This window comes from Sphingomonas sp. LaA6.9 (assembly GCF_022601895.1).
In the GTDB taxonomy this organism is placed as follows: domain Bacteria; phylum Pseudomonadota; class Alphaproteobacteria; order Sphingomonadales; family Sphingomonadaceae; genus Sphingobium_A.
In genome coordinates, this window is record NZ_JAKVIO010000010.1 from 75541 (window position 1) to 98347 (window position 22807).

Annotated in this window: 17 protein-coding genes and 1 rRNA gene; 7 read left to right on the top strand and 11 right to left on the bottom strand. The window is 65.2% G+C overall.

The features are described 5' to 3' along the window. Positions 1-23 precede the first annotated feature (23 nt). Positions 24-1808, bottom strand: a complete 1785-nt coding sequence (gene pabB, locus MKI88_RS07680) for an aminodeoxychorismate synthase component I (protein WP_241630494.1) — start codon at positions 1806-1808, stop codon at positions 24-26. A gap of 66 nt (positions 1809-1874) precedes the next feature. Here pabB and MKI88_RS07685 point away from each other — a divergent pair, with 66 nt between their 5' ends. Further along, positions 1875-3788 carry a prolyl oligopeptidase family serine peptidase gene (locus tag MKI88_RS07685; protein ID WP_241630455.1) on the top strand — a complete coding sequence of 638 codons (1914 nt, stop codon included), beginning with the start codon at positions 1875-1877 and terminating at the stop codon, positions 3786-3788. A 121-nt stretch (positions 3789-3909) separates the two neighbouring features. Continuing rightward, entirely contained in the window at positions 3910-5289 is a 1380-nt protein-coding gene (locus tag MKI88_RS07690) for an L-serine ammonia-lyase (RefSeq protein ID WP_241630457.1), read from the top strand. Between the two features lie 190 nt (positions 5290-5479). Here MKI88_RS07690 and MKI88_RS07695 read toward each other — a convergent pair whose 3' ends face one another. From MKI88_RS07695 to MKI88_RS07720, 6 genes are all read right to left on the bottom strand, one after another. Next, on the bottom strand, positions 5480-7054 hold the full coding sequence (locus MKI88_RS07695; protein ID WP_241630459.1) for a carboxylesterase/lipase family protein: 1575 nt from the start codon (positions 7052-7054) through the stop codon (positions 5480-5482). Then, positions 7041-8051, bottom strand: coding sequence for a sugar kinase (locus MKI88_RS07700; protein WP_241630461.1), 1011 nt, complete (start codon positions 8049-8051; stop codon positions 7041-7043). Before MKI88_RS07700 ends, MKI88_RS07695 begins: the two co-directional genes overlap by 14 nt. Positions 8052-8069: 18 nt before the next feature. After that, positions 8070-8825 carry a 2-dehydro-3-deoxy-D-gluconate 5-dehydrogenase KduD gene (kduD, locus tag MKI88_RS07705; protein ID WP_241630463.1) on the bottom strand — a complete coding sequence of 252 codons (756 nt, stop codon included), beginning with the start codon at positions 8823-8825 and terminating at the stop codon, positions 8070-8072. Beyond that, positions 8822-9661, bottom strand: a complete 840-nt coding sequence (kduI, locus tag MKI88_RS07710; RefSeq protein ID WP_241630466.1) for a 5-dehydro-4-deoxy-D-glucuronate isomerase — start codon at positions 9659-9661, stop codon at positions 8822-8824. The genes kduD and kduI overlap by 4 nt, the downstream gene beginning before the upstream one ends. A gap of 24 nt (positions 9662-9685) precedes the next feature. Further along, entirely contained in the window at positions 9686-11134 is a 1449-nt protein-coding gene (gene uxaC, locus MKI88_RS07715; protein ID WP_241630468.1) for a glucuronate isomerase, read from the bottom strand. A 99-nt stretch (positions 11135-11233) separates the two neighbouring features. Then, entirely contained in the window at positions 11234-12268 is a 1035-nt protein-coding gene (locus tag MKI88_RS07720) for a LacI family DNA-binding transcriptional regulator (RefSeq protein WP_241630496.1), read from the bottom strand. 104 nt (positions 12269-12372) lie between these two features. On the opposite strand from MKI88_RS07720, the gene MKI88_RS07725 reads away from it, so the two are divergent. Together MKI88_RS07725 and MKI88_RS07730 are read left to right on the top strand one after the other, a co-directional pair. Continuing rightward, entirely contained in the window at positions 12373-13863 is a 1491-nt protein-coding gene (locus MKI88_RS07725; protein ID WP_241630471.1) for a UxaA family hydrolase, read from the top strand. Continuing rightward, the gene (locus MKI88_RS07730) at positions 13860-15296 is read left to right on the top strand and encodes a mannitol dehydrogenase family protein (protein WP_241630473.1); all 1437 of its coding nucleotides are present in this window, start codon (positions 13860-13862) and stop codon (positions 15294-15296) included. The genes MKI88_RS07725 and MKI88_RS07730 overlap by 4 nt, the downstream gene beginning before the upstream one ends. Positions 15297-15299: 3 nt before the next feature. On the opposite strand, the gene MKI88_RS07735 is transcribed toward MKI88_RS07730, so the two are convergent. After that, positions 15300-16151 (bottom strand): DUF6807 family protein, encoded by an 852-nt coding sequence (locus MKI88_RS07735; RefSeq protein ID WP_241630474.1) that lies wholly within the window; start codon positions 16149-16151, stop codon positions 15300-15302. A gap of 82 nt (positions 16152-16233) precedes the next feature. Between MKI88_RS07735 and MKI88_RS07740 the strand changes: the two genes are divergently transcribed. After that, the gene (locus MKI88_RS07740; protein WP_241630476.1) at positions 16234-17049 is read left to right on the top strand and encodes a 2-keto-4-pentenoate hydratase; all 816 of its coding nucleotides are present in this window, start codon (positions 16234-16236) and stop codon (positions 17047-17049) included. Between the two features lie 14 nt (positions 17050-17063). Next, complete coding sequence (locus MKI88_RS07745) at positions 17064-18350, top strand: MFS transporter (RefSeq protein WP_241630478.1); 1287 nt, start codon at positions 17064-17066, stop codon at positions 18348-18350. Between the two features lie 82 nt (positions 18351-18432). Here the strand turns inward: MKI88_RS07745 and MKI88_RS07750 are convergent, their stop codons facing one another. From MKI88_RS07750 to MKI88_RS07760, 3 genes are all read right to left on the bottom strand, one after another. Further along, a complete protein-coding gene (locus MKI88_RS07750; protein WP_241630480.1) occupies positions 18433-19782 on the bottom strand; it encodes an alpha/beta fold hydrolase in 1350 nt (449 codons plus the stop codon). A gap of 103 nt (positions 19783-19885) precedes the next feature. Beyond that, positions 19886-20638, bottom strand: a complete 753-nt coding sequence (locus tag MKI88_RS07755; RefSeq protein WP_241630482.1) for a TetR/AcrR family transcriptional regulator — start codon at positions 20636-20638, stop codon at positions 19886-19888. A 98-nt stretch (positions 20639-20736) separates the two neighbouring features. Next, the gene (locus MKI88_RS07760; protein WP_241630483.1) at positions 20737-21237 is read right to left on the bottom strand and encodes a MarR family winged helix-turn-helix transcriptional regulator; all 501 of its coding nucleotides are present in this window, start codon (positions 21235-21237) and stop codon (positions 20737-20739) included. A 672-nt stretch (positions 21238-21909) separates the two neighbouring features. On the opposite strand from MKI88_RS07760, the gene MKI88_RS07765 reads away from it, so the two are divergent. Next, positions 21910-22807 (top strand): 16S ribosomal RNA (locus MKI88_RS07765); the annotation flags it as partial.

The following is a 22807-nucleotide window of genomic DNA, read 5'->3' on the forward strand; positions in this document are numbered from 1 at the left end:
GGCGGATCCCCAAGAATTTCTATTCAGGCATCCGCAGCGGGGCTTGCAAGCCGTGCGGGCAACAGGCCGCGCACCGCATTGCCGATCCAGAACGATCCCGAAAGGTCGGCGGGGGTCAGGTCGGCCTCGATCGCGCGCCCTTCGTCGATCAGCGCGCCGCGCAGCACGCCGGGCAACAGGCCGCGCGACAACGGCGGGGTCAGCAGCTTGCCGCCGCGTTCGACGAAGATGCTGGTGAAGCTGCCTTCGGTCAGGAAACCCGAAGGATCGCGAAAGACGACCTCGAAGCTGCCCGCAGCGCTGCGCGCCTGCTCGTGGAATGCGCGATCGCTGGTCTTGTGCCGCAGCCGGAAATCCGACGGGTGGACGGGGAGCGGCACGATGGAGACCGCGGCGGGGCCCTGGGGGGCGCGCGGGATCGCGCGGATCTCGACCGCGAGCGCGCCGCTGCGTCCCAGCATCAGCCGGACGCGTGCGGGCGCGCGCAGCCGGAAGGTCGCCGCCTGCAGTTCGTTGCGCGCGGCGTGGTGGTTATAGGCAAAGCCGAAAATTTCGGCGCTGGCGCGCATCCGCGCGAGGTGCCGCTCGAGATGGAGCACCCCTTCCGAAGGGTCGAAACCCATGGTCTCGACAATGTCGAACCCGCTATCCGCCCCGTGCACAAACGCCCCCTTCGCCAGACATTCGCTCCATTCGTCGTCGCTGCGCGAATCCGCCACGATCCCCGATCCCAGCCCCATCACCGCACGCGTCTCCTTCTCTTTTAGATGAAGCGTGCGGATCGCGACATTGAACGCGGCATCGTCGTTCGGATCAAGCCTGCCGATCGCGCCGGTATAGGCATGGCGTGGTCCCGCCTCGACCTCGGCGATCACCTCCATCGCGCGGATCTTGGGCGCGCCGGTGATCGAACCGCAGGGATAGATCGCGCGGATCACGTCGACCGCGCGCTTGCCCGGCGCAAGGCTCGCGGTAACCGTGGAGGTCATCTGGTGGACGGTGGGATAGGTCTCGACCTTGAACAGATCGGGCACTTGCACCGATCCCGCGACCGCGACGCGCGACAGGTCGTTGCGCAGCAGGTCGACGATCATCAGATTCTCGGCGCGCTGCTTGGGATCCTCGCGCAGCGAGCGGATCGCGGCGGCATCCTGCGCGGTCGTCTTGCCGCGCGTCGCCGTCCCCTTCATCGGGCGCGTCGTCAGCCTTCCGCCCTGCAACGCGAAGAACAGCTCGGGCGAGAGCGAGAGCAGCCAGTCATGCCCCGTGAAGACCACGCCGCCATAGCCCGCCTGCGCGCGCTGTCGGAGCTTGGCATAGAGCGCCAGCGGATGGCCAAGCGTCTTCACCTCGGCCTGGAAGGTCAGGTTGGCCTGATAGATATCCCCCGCCGCGATATAATTCTGCACGCGCGCGATCGCGACCTCATAGGCGCCACGCGTGATCAGTGGTCTCGGGGGCGATGCCCAGGCGCCCGCCGGATCGGGAAGCAGCGCGGGCACGGCATCGGGCGCGATCGTCTCATAGCGTTCGAACAGCCCGAACCAGATCAGCGGCAGGTCGCCACCCGGATGCTGGAGCGCGCGCAGCCGCGGTTCGAGCGCATGGCCGAGCTCGTACGAGAGGAATCCGACGGCATGCAACCCGCGCACCTGCGCCGCCTCGACCTTTTCGAGCGCGGCGCGCACACTGCCCGCACCCTGCGCGGTGACGGTATCGACCGGCGCTGTGTAAAGGCGCGCAGGCGCCGCACCCGATGCGCGCGCATCGTCGAGCAGAACAAACGGTTTGGTCGTATCCAACGCCATGTTCATGCTGTTGCCTCGAATGGCGCCCCTCCGTAAAGCACAAGTAATAAAATTGCGGAGGATCCGATGCGTTTCATGTTGTTTCTTGGCGCTGCACTATTGCCCCTTTCGCCGGTCCATGCCGATGCCGAAAGGCCCGCGGCGCTGGTCGCCGACGGCATTCCTGCAATCCCCGACGCGATCGTCGCCGAAACACGCCCCTATATGGAATTCCGCACCGCGGGCTTTTCGGGCTGGAACCCGCTCGACAAGTCGATGCTGATCGCGACGCGCTTCGCCAACACCGCGCAACTCCATGTCGTGAAGGCGCCGCTCGCCGCGCGCACGCAGATCAGCTTCGAGGCCGAGCCCGTCGGCGGTTCCTGGTCGCCAAAGGGCGACGTACTCGTCGTCCGCAAGGACAAGGGCGGTGACGAGTTCTTCCAGCTTCATACGCTGAAGGATGGCAAGCTCAGCCTCATCACCGACGGCAAGAGCCGCAACGAATTCGGCGCGTGGAGCAAGGACGGCCAGTGGGTCGGCTACAGCTCGACGCGGCGCAACGGCACCGACAGCGACCTTTACATCGTCGATCCGCGCGACCCTTCGACCAATCGCCTCGTCGCGCAGGTCAAGGGCGGCGGCTGGCAGATCGCCGATTTCACCCCCGACGGCAAGAAGGCGGTCGTCACCGAATATGTGTCGGTCACCAAGTCCAACCTCCATTTGCTCGATCTCACGACGGGCAAGTTGACGCCGGTCGGCGATCACAAGAAGGCCATTGCCTATGGTGGCGCCGAATTCGCGCCCGATGGCACGCTCTGGGTAACCTCCGACGAAGGCTCGGACTTCCAGCGGCTTGGAACGGTCGACCTCAGGAACGGCAAGTTCACCGTCGTGAGCAAGGACCCCAAATGGGACGTCGACAGCTTCGACATCGCTGACGATGGCAGCTTCATCGCCTATGTCACGAATGAGGCAGGCGCCAGCCGCGTCAAGCTGCTCGATCCCCGATCGGGCGCGGTGCGCAGCGTCGACGCGCTGCCGCTCGGCGTGATCGGCGGCGTTCAGATCGCCCCATGGGGCACGGTCGGCCTCACGCTGTCTTCGGCCCGCAGCCCGGCTGACGCCTATGCGATCGATCCGAAGACGCTTGCCGTCTCGCGCTGGACGCAGAGCGAGACGGGCGGGCTCGATCCCAACGTCAATGTCGAGCCCGAATTCGTCGAGGTGAAGAGCTTTGACGGCGAGCCAGTATCAGGCTTCCTCTATCGCCCCGACGCGAAGAAATTCCCGGGCAAGCGTCCGCTCATCGTCAACATCCATGGCGGGCCCGAGGGCCAGTCGCGGCCGGGCTTTCAGGGCCGCAACAACTATCTGCTCAACGAACTGGGCGTTGCGATCTTCTACCCCAATGTCCGCGGCTCGACGGGCTTCGGCAAGCGCTTCGTCAGCCTCGACAATGGCCCGTTCAAGCGCGAGGATTCGGTGAAGGACATCGCCGCCTATCTCGGCGTGCTCGAAAAGGACGCCGCGATCGACCCTGCGCGCATCGCGGTCACGGGCGGCTCCTATGGCGGCTATATGTGCTACGCCTCGGCGATCCGTTACGGCGCGCAATTGAAGGGCGCGAACTGCGTCGTCGCCATCTCCAACTTCGTCACCTTCCTCGAAAACACGCAAAGCTATCGCCGCGACCTGCGCCGCGTCGAATATGGTGACGAGCGTGATGCGAAGCAGCGCGCCCAGCTGATGGAGATTTCGCCGCTGACGCGCGTTGAGGAACTCAACATCCCGCTGATGGTGGTGACGGGGGGCAACGATCCCCGCGTGCCCGCGTCGGAGGCGGACCAGATCGTCAAGGCGGTCCGCGCCAAGGGCGGCACCGCCTGGCATCTGCTCGGCCAGAATGAGGGGCATGGCTTCGGCAAGAAGGAAAATGCCGATTACCAGTTCTGGGCAAGCCTGTTGTTTTGGCAACGGACGCTGCTCGCGAAATAAGCGAACGGGCATCAATCCCCGTTTGGGCTGAGCCTGTCGAAGCCCTATCTTGACCTTTGGAACAAAAAGAAGGGCTGGGCTTCGACAGGCTCAGCCCAAACGGCTTTGGAGTGCATAGTACATGGTCGCGAGCACATTCGACCTCTTCAAGATCGGGGTCGGTCCCTCAAGTTCGCACACCATGGGGCCGATGAGCGCCGCCGCGGATTTCGTCGGGCGCCTCGCAGACACCGGCATGCTTGTCCGCGTCGTGCGCGTCGATGCCGCGCTGTTCGGCTCGCTCGCGCTCACGGGCAAGGGACACGCCAGCGACCGTGCGGTGCTGATCGGCCTGAGCGGCCAGCGCCCGGCCGGCATAGATCCCGATGCCGCCGACGCGCTGGTGGCAACGATCCGCGAGACGAAGCGGCTGGCGCTGGACGGCAGCCACGAGATCGGTTTTATCGAGGATCGCGATCTGCGCCTGCTCCAGCGCGAGCGGCTCGCCTTCCACTCCAACGCCATGACCTTCACCGCCTTCGAGGCGGACGGTGCGCCGCTCGCGCAGCGCACCTATTATTCGATCGGCGGCGGCGCGATCCTCGATGAGGATCAGACCAACAAGAATGCGCCCGATGAAGGCGGCTGGGATGTTCCGCACAATTTCCGCTCGGGCGACGAGCTGCTCGCGATCGCCGGACGCACGGGCAAGAGCTTCGCGCAACTGATGCGCGAGAACGAGGAAAGCGCGCTTGCGCCCGAAGAAATCTCGGCGCGCTTGAAGGCGATCCGCGATGCCATGTCGGCGTGCATCGATCGCGGCATCGCCTCGGGCGGCATCCTGCCCGGCGGATTGAAGGTCAAGCGCCGCGCGCCCACCATCTATCGTACGCTGATCGAACGGCAGGAACGCGCGCTCGCCGATCCGCTGGCCGTGATCGATTGGGTCAACCTCTGGGCGCTCGCGGTCAATGAGGAGAATGCGGGGGGCGGCAAGGTCGTGACCGCGCCCACCAACGGCGCAGCGGGGATCATCCCCGCGGTGCTGCGCTATTATGAGCGCTTCGCGCCCAAGGCCTGCAGCAATGGTGTCGAGGATTTCCTGCTGACCGCCGCCGCCGTCGGATCGCTGTTCAAGGAGAACGCCTCGATCTCGGGCGCCGAGGTCGGCTGCCAGGGCGAGGTCGGCGTCGCCTGCTCGATGGCTGCCGCCGGGCTCGCAGCCGCGCTCGGCGCCAGCCCCGAGCAGATCGAGAATGCAGCCGAGATCGGCATGGAGCATAATCTCGGCCTCACCTGTGATCCCGTGGGCGGGCTGGTGCAGGTGCCGTGCATCGAACGCAACGCGGTGGGCTCGATCAAGGCGATCGAGGCCGCGCGGCTGGCGATGCTCGGCGATGGTACGCACCGCGTCAGTCTCGATCAAGTGATCGAGACGATGCGCAAGACCGGGCTCGACATGTCCGAACGCTACAAGGAGACCGCGCTTGGCGGCCTTGCCGTCAATGTGGTCGAGTGCTGAGCGGATCGATACGGGCCCAGGGGGCGCTGGTTTCCGACGTGCCCGCTCCTCCGGATAGCAGCCGCTGTCCTACAGATGCATGTTCCTGCTATGTTCGCGAAGGGGCCGTCTGCATGTCCCGGCGGCGGAGAGAGGCGGGATGCGCGTTTGTGAGAAAACTGTGAATCTAAGTGAAGCTAAGCGCGACCGTTCAGCTTCCCGGCTGGATATAGGGTACGCGCGCGAACAGCTCGCGTTCCCATTGGCGCGGGTCGTTGACGGCGCGCGTCTCTGTGTCGAAAACCATCGTCGCGCGTTCCGGCAGCGCATAAGCGGGCCAGTCGGGAAGGCGCGCGTGACCGGGGCTTCCGCTCCGTGCCAGCGCGGCGAAGGCCGTCATCATCTGCGCGCTCACGCGCTGCGCATCGGCGCCCGTCCCGGTCAGCGATCCTTCGGCGTCGAGCGTGCCGAAGACGAGCGGGATGTCATGCGCGTGCGGTGCGCCGCGCTCGGGGCGGGTCGGCGACCGGAAATCGAGCTGATAGACCCAGGTGCGCGCGGCGCCCGCCCGCGCGCGCGCATCGGCCTCCTCGACCTGACCGCGCCAGCTTCGCCCGGATGTGGTCGCGGCATAGAAGATGTCGGCGGGCGAATATGCCGGATAGCGCTTGCGGAATTCGGCCACGACCCATTCGGGCAGGATATCGACCTTGAGTTCGGGCGCGATCCGCTCCGCGAGATTGTCCCAGTTCAGGCCCTGCAGCTTGGGGCCGTCGGGATCGATAAAGGCGCGCGTCTCGTCGCGCGTGTTGCCGAGGATCATCGGCATCGCGTTGGACTGCGGATTGGGATCGGGCCAGAAGGGGTGGCGCGTGAGCCATTTCATGTCGAGCACCGGGCCCATATAGACGCCGCCGCCAAGCACCGGATCGGTCGCCTCGAGCGCTTCCACAAGCCGCTCGGTCGGCAGGTCAAGCAGCGTGTCGAGGCTGGTCTCCGCCATACCCAGCGCGGCCAGGTAGGCGCGTGCGCGTGCGGTGGCATTGAGTGGCCCCGATGCGGTCACCTGCTGCCCGCTCATCGTCGCAGCAGCGTGGAACAGGCCCTTTGCGGCGGGCATCCCCATCATCGTCGCGATCTTGGCGCCGCCCCCCGACTGGCCGAACACCATCACGCGACCGGGATCGCCGCCGAACGCCGCGATATTGTCGCGCACCCATTGGAGCGCGAGGATCAGGTCGAGCTGCCCGGCATTGCCGCTATCGGCAAACCGTGGATCGAGCCGCGCAAGGTAGAGATAGCCGAGCGCGTTGAGCCGGTGATTGACCGTGACGACCACCACGTCCTCGCGCGCCGCGAGATGATGCCCGAAATTGAGCGGGTCGATGACGCTGCCCGTCGAATAGGCGCCGCCATGAATATAGAGCATCACCGGGCGCTTCGCGCGCGGATCGGCCTCGGGCGTCCAGATGTTGAGGAACAGGCAGTCCTCGCTGGTGCGCGCGTAACGGTCGCCCTTCTGCGGGCACGACGCGGCGAACTGGGTGGCCTGCTGGATCGTGCGGCTGACCCTGGGCGCAACGGGCGCGCTGAACCGGTTTTTGCGCGTGTCCTCGCCGTAGCGGATCCCGCGAAAGACCTTGATGCCGCTTTCGTCGAGCCCGGCATACCAGCCGCCGGACGCGCGCACATCGGCAGACGTACGCGCGGACAGGATCGAAGGCGCGATGCCGAGCGCTATCCCGCCGACCATCGCGGCGCGGCGCGTGACCTTAGCGTCGGACATCCAGTTCGCCGGACAGGAAGGCGTCGATATCGGCGCGGCCGAACAGGCTGGCATCGCCGGGCAGCGAATGTTTGAGGCAGGTGAGCGCGAGCCCTGCACGCACCGTCCAGTCGAGATCGGCGCCGATATGCAGCCCGTGCAGCACGCCCGCGGCAAAGGCGTCGCCCGCGCCGATCCGGTCGACGATGCCCGCGACGACCACCTCGTCGGTCTGGTGTTCGCCCTCGCGCGTGTCGATGCGCGCGGCGATGCGGTGCCGGTCCGCGTCGTCGACATGGCGCGCGGTCGATGCGATCAGCCTGAGCTTCGGAAAGGCGGCAAAGGCGGCCTCGGCCGCCTCGCGCCGTCGCTCGGGGCCGTCGCCGTGGAAGGTCTCGCCAAGCAGCAGCGATACGTCGCGGTGATTGCCGAACAATATGTCGGCATGGCCGACCAGCTTCGTCAGCACCGCCTTGGGGTCGCTGTCCCAGCTCTCCCAGAGCCGCGCGCGGTAATTGCCGTCGAACGATACGGGCACGCCAAGCGCAGACGCCGCCTCGGCCGCGGCGATCGCGGCAGCGGCGGTCGCGGGGCCAAGCGCGGGCGTGATCCCCGAAAGGTGCAGCCGGCTTGCGCCCCTGAGCAGTGCGGGCCAGTCAAAGGCGTCGGCGGGCGCCTCGGCGAAGCTCGAACCCGCGCGGTCATAGACCACCTCCGACGCGCGCAGGCCCGCCCCGGGGGTCAGGAAATAGAGGCCCATCCGCCCTTCGCGACGCTGCACCGCGCTGCAATCGACACCGTGGCCGCGCAGCGCCGATACGGCCGCCTGTCCCAGCGGATTGGTGGGGACCGCGCTCACCATCGCGGTCTCGTGATCCAGCCGCGCCAGTCCAACCGCGACATTGGCCTCGGCGCCGCCGACATGCACGTCGAGATGGCCCGATTGCAGCAGCAGTTCGCGCCCCGGCGCGGTCAGGCGGAGCAGCAGTTCCCCGAAAAAGACGATGCGACCGGCCAAGCTGTCCCCCCTGTCGTATCAGCGCGCGAGCCAGCCGCCGTCCACGGCCAGCACATGGCCCTGGACATAATCGGCCGCCGGGGACGCCAGGAACACCGCAGCGCCCCCCATGTCTTCGGGGCGGCCCCAGCGACCCGCGGGAATGCGCTCCATGATCTGGCGGTTGCGCGTCTCGTCGTCCTGGAGCGCCGCGGTGTTGTTGGTGGCGATATAGCCGGGCGCGATCGCGTTGACGTTGATGCCCTTGGCCGCCCACTCGTTTGCGAGCAGCTTGGTGAGACCGCCAATGCCGCTTTTGGAGGCGGTATAGCTCGGTACGCGGATGCCGCCCTGAAAGGTCAGCATCGAGGCGATGTTGATGATCTTGCCGCCGCCATTGGGGATCATGTGCCTTGCGGCGGCCTGGCACAGGAAGAACACCGATTTGAGGTTGGTGTCGATCACCGCGTCCCAGTCTTCCTCGGTGAAATCGACGCTGTCGGCGCGGCGGATGATGCCCGCATTGTTGACGAGGATGTCCAGCCCGCCGAGCTTGTCGAGGGTTTCCTCGACGACACGCGCGACGGGTTCGATCGTCGACAGGTCGGCGCTGATGATCTCGGCGCGCCGTCCCATCGAACGAACCTTGAGCACCGTTTCTTCGGCGGCCGAGCGTCCCACCGCCGCGATATCTGCGCCGGCCGCGGCAAGCGCGAGCGCGATGCCCTGGCCGATGCCCGTATTGGCGCCGGTGACGACCGCCACCTTGCCCGAAAGATCGAACATGCCGCTCACGCCAGCTGGCAGATGTCGAGGACGTTCATGTCGGTATAGTCCTGGTTCTCGCCCGCCATCGCCCAGATGAAGGCATAGGCCTTGGTGCCCGAGCCCATATGGATCGACCAGGGCGGCGAGATCACCGCTTCCTCGTTGGCCATCACGATGTGGCGCATGGCTTCGCCTTCGCCCATGTAGTGGAAGACGCGGTCATTCTCGCCGTCGAGCTCGAAGTAGAAATAGATCTCGCTGCGGCGCTCATGGATGTGCGGGGGCATGGTGTTCCACACGCTGCCGGGCTTGAGCACGGTCAGCCCCATGACGAGCTGCGCGCTGTCGCAGACGCCCGGAATGACGAGCTGGAAGATCGTGCGCTCGTTCGATTCCTCGAGGCTGCCGCGCTCGAGCGCATTGGCGTCGGCGATCGAGAGCTTGCGCGTGGTGAAGGCTTTGTGCGCGGGGCAAGACGCAAGGTAGAAGCGCGCGCCTTTGCCCGAGAACACCACGTCCTTGGCGCCCATCGTCACATAGAGGCAATCCTTGTTGCTCAGCGCGAAGCTCTCGCCATCGACGGTGACGGTGCCGTCGACCTTGCCGACGTTGACGATCGCCAGTTCGCGGCGCTCGAGGAACGGGTGGCCCACGGCCGAGGGCGGCTCGGTCTGTGCGGGCAGCGTCACCGGCGTGGCCTCGACCTGCACGCCGCCGATGACGAAGCGATCAGCATGGGTGTAGTTCAGCACGCATTCGCCCGCGCGGAAGAGGTTCGAGATCAGGTAGCGATCGCGCAGTTCGTCATTGGAGACGCACTCCATCATGTCGGGGTGCGTGGCGTAATAGGTACGGTCGAACATCATCTACTCCATTGGGCGATCGGTTCAGGCTGCCGCGGCAGCCGGAAAAAATGCGGGGTCGTCGAGCTTGTAGGCCTTTCTGACGAGGCCATAGGTGAGCTCATGCGCCAGCTCGGCGGCCTCCCAGTCGGCAAGCCGGTGCTCGGCCACCAGCCGCGCGAGGAAGGCGCAGTCGACGCGGCGCGCGACATCGTGGCGCGCGGGGATCGAGAGGAAGGCGCGCGTATCGTCGTTGAAGCCGACGGTGTTGTAGAAGCCCGCGGTCTCGGTCGTCATCTCGCGGAAGCGGCGCATGCCTTCGGGGCTGTCGTGGAACCACCAGGCGGGGCCGAGCTTGAGGCACGGATAATGCCCGGCAAGCGGCGCCAGCTCGCGCGCATAGGTGGATTCGTCGAGCGTGAAGAGGATGATCGACAGCCGCGTCTCGGTGCCGAAACGGTCGAGCAGCGGCTTCAGCGCATGGACATAGTCGGTGCGCATCGGGATGTCGGCACCCTTGTCACGGCCATGGCTTTCGAACAGCCGGTGATTGTGGTTGCGGCAGGATCCGGGGTGGATCTGCATCACCATGCCGTCCTCGACGCTCATCGCGGCAAGCTCGGTGAGCATTTGCGCGCGGAACAGTTCGGCGTCGGCGGGTGTCGAGTTGCCCGTCACGATGTGGCGGAAAAGCCGCTCGGCCTCGTCGCTGGACAGGTTCGCGGTGGCGGCGGTCGGGTGCCCGTGATCGGTCGCGGTGGCGCCCGCTGCGCGGAAATCAGCGCGGCGCTTGCGATGCGCGGCGAGATATCCCTTCCAGTCATAGACATCTTCGCCCGTCAGTTCGGCAAAGCGCGCCATGGCGGTTGCGAAATCGTGATGCTCGGGATCGACGACCGCGTCGGGACGATAGGTGGTGACCACGCGTCCCTTCCAGCCCGACGCGCGGATGGCGCCGTGATGGTCGAGATCCTCGTGCGCGCCCTCGGTGGTCGCAAGCAATTCGATCCCGAACCGCTCGAACAGCGCGCGGGGGCGAAAGGCGGGTGTCGCCAGCGCTGCGCCGATCGCATCGAAATGCTGATCGGCGGTCTCGGCCGACAGCGCGGTGTCGAAGCCGAAGACCTCGGCAAACACATGATCCAGCCACATGCGCGACGGGGTGCCGCGAAAAAGGTGAAAATGCGACGCGAGCACGCGCCAGGCGTCGCGCGGGTCGGTTGCCGGCGCGCCATTGCGGTCGGGCACGCCCAATGCGTCGAGCGCAATCCCCTGGCTGTAGAGCATGCGGTAGAGATAATGGTCGGGCGCGAGCAGCAGTTCGGTGGCGTTGCTCCACGGAGCATCGCTTGCAAACCACGCGGGGTCGGTATGTCCGTGCGGGCTGATGATGGGGAGGCTGGCCACCTCGCGATACAGCGCCCGCGCAATGTCGCGCATGCGCGCATCCGCCGGGAACAGCCGGTCGTCGTTCAATTGCAGCGGCCTTTTCATCGCTCTCCCGAGTCCCTTGTGCGGGCCTGAATGGCCTAGTGGTAACCGGTGTCAGAAAATTCTTCAAGGCCCGAAAAACGGGACCTGCCATTGTTCCGTTCAATCGCCATTGGGCGGCGCCGCGACCGAGGCGCGGCGGATCAGCGAGGACAGGAACATCGACGGCTCGGCCTCGGCATTGCCCTTGCCCGTCGCATCACCGACCAGCTTCAGCGCGGCCGAGCGCGCCATGGTCGCGATCGGCCAGCGTACCGTGGTGAGTGGCGGCCAGATATGCGCCGCGATCGGATTGTCGTCGAAACCGATCACCGACAGGTCGCGCGGCACTTCCAGTCCGCGCTGCCGCGCCGCATGGATGACCCCCGCCGCCATTTCGTCGTTCGACGCAAAGATCGCGGTGGGGCGGGGGAGATGGTCGAGAAGGCGGTCGCCGCCGGCGAGGCCGGATTCGAAGGTGTAGTTGCCTTCAGCGATCAGGCTGCCGGGCAGCGCGATCCCCGCGGCCGCGATGGCGTCCTCAAATCCCTGGCGCCGCTCCTGCGCTGATCGAAAGCCGTGGGGGCCGAGGACCAGCCCGATCCGGCGATGCCCGGTTTCGATCAGATATTCGGTGGCGGCGCGTACGGCCTCGCGATCGTTCGAAGCAACCATGTGTTCGGCGGTATCGAGCTCGGCCGAGCCCATGCGCACATAGCGGCAACCGATTTCGTCGCACAGCCTCGCGAGCTGGTCGTTCTCGGAGATCGGGGGCATCAGCATCACGCCAAACAGCCGCTGCCGCTCGAGGAAACGACGAATGTCGTCCAGCATCGTCGTCGAGCCGCGGTTGACCGGGTGGATCACAAGCTCGAACTCGGTTTCGCGCAGGGTTTCCAATATGCCCTGCTGCACGCTCAGCACGGTTTGCGCGGTCGGGTTGTCGTGAACGAGTCCGATCAGGAAATTGCGCCGGAGCGCAAGTGCACGCGCCTGAGGGTTCGGAATATAGCCGAGCTCGTCTATGACACCGAGCACGCGCTTGCGCGTGTCGTCATTGAGGAGTGGCGAATGGTTGATGACGCGACTGACGGTCTTCTTGGACACGCCGGCAATACGGGCAACATCATTGATCGTCGGTTGTGCGCTCTTTTTCATGGGCATTGGCATAGCTCTAAGTCCCGCGCGCGCCAATCGCCCCCGACGGGAATTGCTTCGTTCGCTGACACCGGTTACCAAAGAGATGAGGAGAGGATCAAGCCGTGACCGAATCTGCGATCATCAGGATTACGCCCGAGGACAGCGTCGCAACCGTGTTGCGCGATGTTGCGGCAGGCGAATTGCTGACGATCGGCGAGGCGAAGCTTGTGGCGGCGGAGGCCGTACCCGCCGGACACAAGATCGCGCTGGCACCGATCCGCGCGGGCGAGCCAGTGATCAAGTTCGGATATCCGATCGGCACGGCGAGCGCCGCGATCGCCGCGGGCGACCACGTTCACAGCCACAATCTGGCCACCGCGTTGACGGGCGCGCGCGACTATCGCTTCGTGCCCGATACCCGTCAGCCGGCGAAACCAGAGCAGCCGGCACGCGGCTTCGAGGGATATGTGCGCGCCGATGGCCGCGTGGCCACGCGCAATGAGATATGGATATTGCCGACTGTTGGATGTGTCGCGCGCACCGCCGAGAAAATCGCGGCGATCGCGCATGCCCGGCATCGCGGTGCGGTCGACGGCATTTACGCCTTCACCCATCCCTTTGGCTGTTCGCAGCTTGGCGATGATCTGGAGAACACCCGTTCGACGCTTGCAGGGCTCGCAAGCAACCCAAATGCGGCGGGCGTCCTGATCGTCGGGCTCGGCTGCGAATCCAATCAGACCGCCGCGCTGCTCGACGCGATCGCTCCCGAAATCCGCCGCAATGTGCGCGTGCTGGGTGCGCAGGAGGCAGGCGACGAGGTGGCGGAGGGCGTTGCGCTGGTCGATGCGCTCGTCGCGACCGCGTCGCTCGCGCAGCGCACCACGGTCGCGCTCGACAAGCTCGTCATCGGCGTGAAATGCGGTGGTTCGGACGGCTATAGCGGGTTGACCGCCAATCCGCTCGTGGGGCGCATCAGCGATGCAGTCACCGATGCGGGCGGTGGCGCCATCCTGACCGAAATCCCCGAGATCTTCGGCGCCGAGGAATTGCTGATGCGCCGCGCGGCCGACAAGCATGTCTTTGGCGCGACCGTGGCGCTGGTGAACGGCTTCAAGCAATATTTTCTCGCGCACGGCGAGCCCGTTTCGGAGAACCCCTCGCCCGGCAATATCGCGGGCGGCATCACGACGCTTGAAGAAAAGTCGCTCGGCGCGGTGCAAAAGGCGGGGCACGCGCGCGTCACCGATGTGCGCCTCTATGGAGAACGCATACGGCGTTCAGGGCTGACCCTGCTCGAGGCGCCCGGCAATGACGCGGTGTCGTCGACTGCCCTCGCTGCCGCCGGCGCGACCATGATTCTGTTCACGACGGGGCGGGGGACGCCACTCGGCTTTCCCGTGCCCACGATCAAGATCGCATCGAACAGCGAGCTCGCCCGGCGCAAGCCCGGCTGGATCGATTTCGATGCGGGCATCGTGCTCACCCGCGGCTTCGATGTCGCGACCGAGGCGCTACTTGATGTCATGCTCGCTGCGGCGTCGGGCGCGCCGACTGCTGCCGAGCGCAATGATGAGCGCGAAATTGCCTTGTGGAAGCGCGGGGTGACGCTGTGAAACGGCTCTCGCTCGCCACGCTTGCACAGCTGCCGGCCGCGATCGGTCGCCCCGCATATCATCCCGCGTCGATCGCGACGGGCATCGTCCATTTCGGTCCCGGCGCCTTTCATCGCGCGCATCAGGCCGATTATTTCGACCGGCTGCTAGCCAGCGATCCGCGCTGGGGGATCGCCGCCGCGTCGCTGCGTACGCCCGACACGATCGAGGCGCTGGCGCGGCAGGATGGCCTCTACAGCCTGTCGATCCTCGACGAGGCACCCTCGACGCGCGTCATCGGCGCACATCGCGCCTGGCTGGGACCGCGCGATTCCGAACGGCTCGCGGCATTACTGGCCGCGCCCGACACGCATATCGTGACCACGACGGTGACCGAAAAGGGCTATTGTCTCGACGGCACTGGCGAACTCGATCTCGGTCACGGCGACATCCTCCACGACATCGCCAATCCGGCCACGCCGCACAGCGTGATAGGGTGGCTGGTGAATGCCCTGGCCGCGCGACGCAGCGCGCAATTGCGGCCCTTCACCGTCCTGTGCTGCGACAATATGACCGGCAATGGCGCAAAACTGCGCGCGGCGGTGCTCGCGCTCGCCGCACTGCGCGACGCCGACCTGTCGCGCTGGATAGCCGATAGGGCGCATTTTCCCGACACCATGGTCGATTCGATCACGCCGGCGAGCGACGCAGCATTTCTCGACCAGACGGCGGCACGGCTCGGCGTAGTGGATGACGCCGCCGTCCAGCGCGAAGGCTTTGCCCAATGGGTGATCGAGGGGGGGCCGATTTCGGGCGAGCCCGATCTCGAGAGCGTCGGTGTCATCCGTTCATCGAGCGTCGCGGGCTATGAGCGTGCGAAGCTGCGCATATTGAACGGGGCGCACAGCACGCTCGCCTATCTGGGCCTCGCGCTGGGCCATGAAAGCGTGCGCGAGGCGATGACCGACGCGGCGCTCGCGGCATTTACGGAACGCATGGTGCGCCAGGATGTCGTGCCGGGCCTGCAGCGCGTGGAGGGACTGGATCCGGGCGCTTACACCAGCGCAATATTCGCGCGCTTTCGCAATCCTGCGATCTGCCACCTGCTGTCCCAGATCGCGTGGGATGGGTCGCAAAAGCTTCCCTATCGCCTGCTCGACACGATCGGCGAGGCGCGACAGGCGGGGCGGCCGATCGAGCGGCTGGTCGTGCCCATCGCGGCGTGGATGGCCTTTGTGCATGATCGCGCGCGGAGCGGCGTTCCGATCGTCGATCCGCTGGCCGATGACCTGCTGGCGGCGGGCGGATCGGCTGAAGGACTGGTCGAACGTCTGCTCGCAATCCGTGCCATTTTCCCGCCTGCGCTGGCAACCGACCCCGAATTTCGGGCTGCGGTCTCGGACGCTTTCGATGCGCTTGCGAAGGGCAGGATCGCAGAGCTTCTCGCGCGCTGAGCCCTAGTCCTCGATCCCGATCTCGGCGGTCAGAACGACAGGTTTTCCGCGCGGAAGGCTGACAGGCGTCGCGCCCGGCCAGACACAATTCTGCATGCTCTTCTCGCGCCGGAGGATCCATGTCGAAATCGGCTTCCCGTCGACCGAACACCGCATCGTGATCGCACGGGGCAGGGACGGGTCGGGAGAATCCCAGGTGAAGCGCATCAAGGGCCCCGCCGCGACCGCCTGCCGCCGCGCTTCGACGGGCGTCGCGCCGCTTTCGAAGCGCAGCTTCTCGGCATCGCGCAACCGAAGCGAGATGCCGCCATAACCCTTGTCGTCGGCACTGCCGCCGAGCGCGAGGCCGTCAACCAGCGCCGAGAGCGTCACGCGCAGCGAGAGCCCCTGTGCGGTGGCTTCGATTTGCGCGTGCTCGCGCAGCACTGGGCGTCCCGCGACCACCCAATCGGTCGTCATGCTGCCCCGCCGGCCCTGATCGGTGACCGCGCTCGCAACGGGCCTGAAAGTCATTCCCGTCAACAGCCACCCATCCTCGCTCTGTACGCCGTCGAGCAGGATCTGGTGCCAGGCCCAGAACAGTCCGCGATGATGAATATGGTCCGCGGGATAGATCTCGGTCAGCACCGTCCCGTTGCCACTCAGCAGCGGATGCACAAATCCCGCCGGCGGCGTCGCCTGCACAGATGTCAGCCGGGGATCGGGCGCCGCGAGCGGGACGAGCTGGGCGACGCGTCGGCCATCGCGCTGCAGCCATAATTCGTCAGGCACCGAAAGCGGCGGCGTATTCGCGCACGCGGACAGCGCAACTGCGCCGAGAGAGGTCACACCGACCCGCCATGAAATGGGCTTCATCGCATTGCCTTCTTGCCAATGACACCGGTTTCCAATACGTCAGTGAGAAGCAATCGACAAGCAGTCAGGGGAGTAGCCGAGGGTGGAAGAAACGCAGGCCGGGATTGAGCAAGACCGGATCGCCGAGGCGTTTGTGTCGGCACGCCGCGCTGCGCGGGGTCTTGCCGACTATCCCGGAACCATCCCTGAATCGCTGAAATCCGCGTATTCAGTGCAGGATACGGCAATTCGGCTCCACGGCGACTCGGTCGCGGGGTGGAAGGTTGGCCGGATCATGCCGCCGCTGGACGCGCAGTTCGGTGCCGATCGACTCGCCGGACCGATCTTTGGCGCGACGGTATTTTTCGATCAGGTTGGGAAACCGGTTTCCATGACGGTCTTCGAAGATGGCTTCGGCGCGGTCGAGGCCGAATATCTGTTGCGCATCGGCACCCAGCCGGACCCCGCGAAGCGCCAATATTCGCTTGAGGAAGCTGCCGATCTGATCGACGCCGTTCATGTCGGGCTCGAGATTGCGAGCTCGCCGCTCGGCGCGATCAACGATCTTGGGCCGGCGGTCACCGCTTCGGACTTTGGCAACAATAATGGCCTGGTCGTTGGCGCGGAGGTCCTGGACTGGCGGAGCGCCGGGTTCGCGACCTGGCCCGTCACGCTGACGATCGACGGTGTAGTGGCGGGCACGGGACTGGCGGAGACGATGCCCGACGGTCCCCTGGGCGCGGCCCGCTTCCTGTTCGAGCTGATGGCGCAAAGGGGAATCGCGCTCCAAAAAGGCCAATGGATATCATCGGGCGCGGTGACGGGGGTTCACCGCGTGGCGCCGGGTGCGTCGGTTGAAGCGCGCTTTGGCGCGGACTATGCGGTGCGCTGCACGATAGAGGCAGCGGCCGCGCGATAAACGGGAGAGAGTGGATGACCTCGATCGAGGCAGATGGTGTCGCAAGGGCGGCCGCGCGTGCGGGCCGCTATCGCTGGGTAATCGTCGGGCTGCTCTTCGCCGCCACGGTCATCAACTATATCGATCGCCAGATGATCGGCGTGCTCAAGCCGACGCTTTCGGCCGAGCTCGGCTGGACCGAGACCGATTTCGCCAACGTCATCTTCTGGTTTCAGGCGGCCTATGCGATCGGTTACATCGGCTTTGGCCGCATCGTCGACGTCGTCGGCGCGCGCATGGGATACGCGGTCGCCTTCGTGATCTGGCAGGTCGCGCACATCGCGCATGGCGGCGCATATTCGGTAACGCAGTTCGCGATGGCGCGCTTCGGCCTCGGCATCGGCGAGGCGGGCAATTTCCCCGCAGGCATCAAGGCGGTCACCGAATGGTTTCCCGCAAAGGAACGCGCCTTCGCGATCGGCGTGTTCAACGCCGGCGCCAATGTCGGCGCAATCATCACGCCGCTGCTCGTGCCATGGCTGACCATCGCCTATGGCTGGCGCATGGCCTTCGTCATCACGGGGCTCGCCAGCTTCGTCTGGCTCATCGCATGGTGGCTGATGTATCGCCGCCCGCGCGAGCACAGCCGCGTTTCGACGCAGGAACTCGACTGGATCGAGCAGGATCCGGCAGACCCCGTGGTCGCCATCCCCTGGAAGACGCTGATCCGCATCAAGGAAACCTGGGCCTATGCGCTCGGCAAGTTCTTCATCGATCCGATCTGGTGGTTCTTCCTGTTCTGGCTGCCCGGCTATCTCGGCACGCGCTACGGGCTCGACCTGCTCAGCTTCGGTCCGCCGCTTGTTGCCATCTATCTGTTGTCGGATGTCGGCAGCATCGCGGGCGGCTGGATGTCGTCGCGGCTGATGAAGGCGGGACGCAGCGTCAATTTCGCGCGCAAGGCCACGATGCTGGCCTGTGCGGTCGCGGTGGTACCGATCTTCTTCGCGCAGAATATCGACAATCTCTGGCTCGCGGTGCTCGTGATCGGTATCGCCACCGCCGCGCATCAGGCGTTTTCGGCGAACCTCTATACGCTTCCTTCCGACCTCTTCCCCCGCGCGGCGGTTGGCTCGGTTGTAGGCATCGGCGGCACCGTGGGCGCGATCGGGGGGATGATGATGGCCAAATATGCCGGCTTCATCCTCGACAGCTTCGGCACCTACACCCCGCTGTTCGCGGTGGCGGGCAGTGCCTATTTCCTCGCCCTGCTGGCGGTGCATCTGCTCTCGCCGAAGCTGGAACGCGTCGAACCGCGCTGACGCGCGAAATCATGTTCTCAGCGGTTCAGGCGAGGGTGATGGGAACGGCGATCGTGACGTCTGAGACCGGACGCCGCAACGCCTATCGCCTGACATATGTAGCGTCGATCCAGTCCCCGATCGTTTCGACGATCGCGGGATTGAATCGGCGATCGGCGGGCGGCCAGGTTCCTGCGGCGCGCGCGCGGCGCACCTCCTGTGGCGAGCCGTCGATTCTCATCCCGTGGCCGGTGCGCGCGATCTCGATGAATCGCGCGCTGCCTGGCCGATAGTGATTGACGATGTCGACGATCATCCGCTGGTCGGCGCTGCTGATCGCCTCGACATCGCTTTCGCCATAGATTGAAAGCACGTTCGATTTGACATCGCGCCACGTCGATACGAGCCGCTGTGCCGCGAGGCCCTGCCAGAAGCTGTAATGGCGATCATAGATCTGCGTGCCGCCGTCCCAGGCCAGATATTCGCGCAGCAGCTTTCCGTTTTCGGGCGCTGCTGCCGCGATCTGCGCGGGCGTTTGGCGCGTGTTGAAGAAATCGTGGAGGATGCTGCGCATCGTTTCGCTGCGCCCCTCACCGACGACGGGGTCCTCGCTCGCGCCGACGAACCCCTGAAGCCGGAGCACATCCAGCATATAGTCCTGCCAGTTGCGCACCGCGGTGCCGTAAACCGCGACGCCCGCGGGCGCGCGATATTGCGCGAGCAGGGGCGCCTCGATTCCGCCCATCGAGTGACCAAGGATGAAGATGCGTTCGGGGGCGATGCCGCGCTTCGTCACCAGAGCGTCATAGCCCGCGCGAAATGCGGCCATTTCGGTTTCGAAATCGCTGGCGAGGCAGCTGGGGCCACCGCGGCTGTCGCCCGCCTGCGGCTTTTCGACGCGGTAGGTACTGATGCCCCGCGCCAGCAGGCCGTCGATCAACTGACGGTGCGCCGATTCCGGGCTCGCCGTTTCGACGGGATCGCAGGTATAGCCCTGCACGAGGAACAGCACCGGCCCTTTCGCGCCGCCCGCCGGCGTTGCCATGATGTCGCGCAGGAGCCCGCCCTTGAATGCCACCGCGCCATAGTCGGCGACGCCATTGGCGAAGCGTTCGCGCGGACGCTCGGGGGCCTTGCCCGTAAGCGCCCTGCGCGCACCCCCGCGATCAATTTCGAGCCGGATCGGCGCGCCCGCCGATTTGGCGGCGATAATACCCGCCAGCGTCGGCATATCAGGCGTCGGCTGCCCATCGACGGCCAGCAGGACATCGTCGACGCGCAAGCCGAGGGACTTCCCGCCATGGTCGTCAAGCAAGGTCTGGATGCGGACGCCCTTGTGCGTCTGATCCGCTATGCCGGTCACCCCCAGCGCGACGGGACGGGACAATTGTTCGGCGATGGCCGGCGAGCCCGCAGCAATGGCGGACGCCAACGCAATCCAGAAATGACGCATGAAATCGCTCCCCCAGAAAAGGCGCGGCCAGCGCCGCGCCCGCAGTCAAATCATTACGCATACAAAACGAAATGGCCGGGCCGCGCGCCTGGGAGCGCGCGGATCAGGCGCGACGCACGAGCTGTGCGCGCTCGGGCCGATAATATTGCGTCACGAACGCGCGGACCGCGCCTTCGGCATGCGCATCCAGCGCCGCACTGGTCTCTTCGTCGCGAAATACGCTGAGCGACATGGCGGCGGCGTCGAGCGTCCAGAGCAGTTGATAGCTTGCCCTGCGCGGATCGCGCGCGAACAGATGCGCGCGGTGGGCAATGCCGAAATAATGCTCGAGCGCGCCGCGCATCGGACCCTGGATTTCCCGGTCATAGGCCTGGGCCAGCCAGGGGTGCGCGCGGCCGTCGCGTACGATCGAGAGCATCAGTTCGATCTGGCGCGGGTCCGTGAACAGCCGGATCGCGCGATTGGCGAAGGCGCAAAGCGCGGCCACCGGAGGAAGGTCATGGGCGACCTCGGTGGGGGCCAGTGGCGCGATCGCCGCGAGCAGGCGTTTGCGCGACACCGTGAACAGGTCCGTCGTATTGGCGAAGTGGTTGTAGACCGTGCGCCGGACGAGCCCGGCCTCCTGCGCGACCAGTTCCATCGAAAGCGTATCGGCCGCGCGATCCCGCAGCAGGCGGTCGACCACGTCGAGGATCACCTCCCGCGACTGGCTTCGGCCACGCGTGACAGGCTTGCCGACCTCCACTGACGCATAATGTGAGATCATGTGGACAACCATGGTCGAACGGATCCTCAGGTCTTCGATGCTCGTCTGGACGCGGCCGGCAAATTCTCGCCAGTGCCGTCCTTCGGACATGTCGGTCGTTTCGGTGCCGACGCCGATAGGGCCGCGCAACGGGTGCAGCGACGAAGGGCGGTCCTGATGCTACCAACCGCGATTTCGACGGCGCGCCGTCATCGCTCGGTTTGAGCGGCGCCTTCTTCAGCAGCGCGGGCGCTGATCGGTCGCGTGCGGAGCGCGGACTCGAGGCGTGTCAGGCCAGCCAGCATGTCGAGGCCGATCTCGTCAAAGACCGCGGATATGGCGCGTTCGATATCCTTGTTGCACGCCTCCAGCCTCAAGGCCTGTTCGTGCCCCTGGCGCGTGAGCGCGACGACGCTCCGGCGCATGTCGTTCGGGTCGCTCGACGTTGTCGCCAGCTCCGCGTCGACAAGCTTGTTCGTCATCCGGATGATCAGCGGGTGCGACAGCCGCAGCCGCTGTGCGATCTCGGTGATGCCCATCGGGCCGTCGCGGTGCAGCAGCAGGACGGTGGATGCTCCGCGGCCGGGTATGGCAAGTCCGCGGCTGACGAGCAGCGCGCTGATATCGTCGACCAATGCCTCGGACGCCCGTTTGAGGCGATGCGCGAGGAACGCGGTTCCCATCTCTTCGATGAAATCCTTGTCATCCATGCCGTGGCCTTAATGCTGCGGGGGTCCCGGTCAAGCTTAGCGCGCTTTCCGGATGTGGCGCGGGTGCGAAGCCGCCACCCCGTCGGTCAGCCGGATCGACGGCATCTCTCGCCCGCGGGGGTGTCCATATTGCGGCTGAGACGGGGCGCCGGAGGATCATTGCGTACGATTCGCCGGTGCCGAATCGCGCATGCGGCATCGGGCTCGCGTTCCTGGCCCGCATCCGGGGGGCGCCGGCGCGGCGGGACAATCATTGAAACCGCGCATTTCAGCCGTTTTTCGGGGCATGGGAGGTAATTGCCGACCAAAAACGCGTAATTTGCACGATGGCTGTTGACGCGAATCAAAGTGCTCCATATATGCCCGTTCACCGCAGCGGCGGGGCACTTCGGAGCCCGGCAGCGGTCGCAAAAAACTAGGATGCGCGGTTTCCCCGTAAGAGGGGATGATCGAGCGTCCCTGTTTTTGGCTCTTTGACATTGTAGGTTTGATGAAGGGACATGTGGGCGGCGGCCCCGGGTTCGGACGGCTTCAAGGCGTTCGGTACTCGGTTAAAATAGCCGTTCCTATATGTCTCATTACATATCCACAGTAATATGTATTTGTGCAGGAACGGCTCCTTGAAATGAGCTGTGATATCGGGGTTATTCCACCTCGGTGTCATGGAACATCAAACTTGAGAGTTTGATCCTGGCTCAGAACGAACGCTGGCGGCATGCCTAACACATGCAAGTCGAACGAGATCTTCGGATCTAGTGGCGCACGGGTGCGTAACGCGTGGGAATCTGCCCTTGGGTTCGGAATAACAGTTAGAAATGACTGCTAATACCGGATGATGACGTAAGTCCAAAGATTTATCGCCCAAGGATGAGCCCGCGTAGGATTAGCTAGTTGGTGAGGTAAAGGCTCACCAAGGCGACGATCCTTAGCTGGTCTGAGAGGATGATCAGCCACACTGGGACTGAGACACGGCCCAGACTCCTACGGGAGGCAGCAGTGGGGAATATTGGACAATGGGCGAAAGCCTGATCCAGCAATGCCGCGTGAGTGATGAAGGCCTTAGGGTTGTAAAGCTCTTTTACCCGGGATGATAATGACAGTACCGGGAGAATAAGCTCCGGCTAACTCCGTGCCAGCAGCCGCGGTAATACGGAGGGAGCTAGCGTTGTTCGGAATTACTGGGCGTAAAGCGCACGTAGGCGGCTTTGTAAGTTAGAGGTGAAAGCCCGGGGCTCAACTCCGGAATTGCCTTTAAGACTGCATCGCTTGAATCCAGGAGAGGTGAGTGGAATTCCGAGTGTAGAGGTGAAATTCGTAGATATTCGGAAGAACACCAGTGGCGAAGGCGGCTCACTGGACTGGTATTGACGCTGAGGTGCGAAAGCGTGGGGAGCAAACAGGATTAGATACCCTGGTAGTCCACGCCGTAAACGATGATAACTAGCTGTCCGGGCACATGGTGCTTGGGTGGCGCAGCTAACGCATTAAGTTATCCGCCTGGGGAGTACGGTCGCAAGATTAAAACTCAAAGGAATTGACGGGGGCCTGCACAAGCGGTGGAGCATGTGGT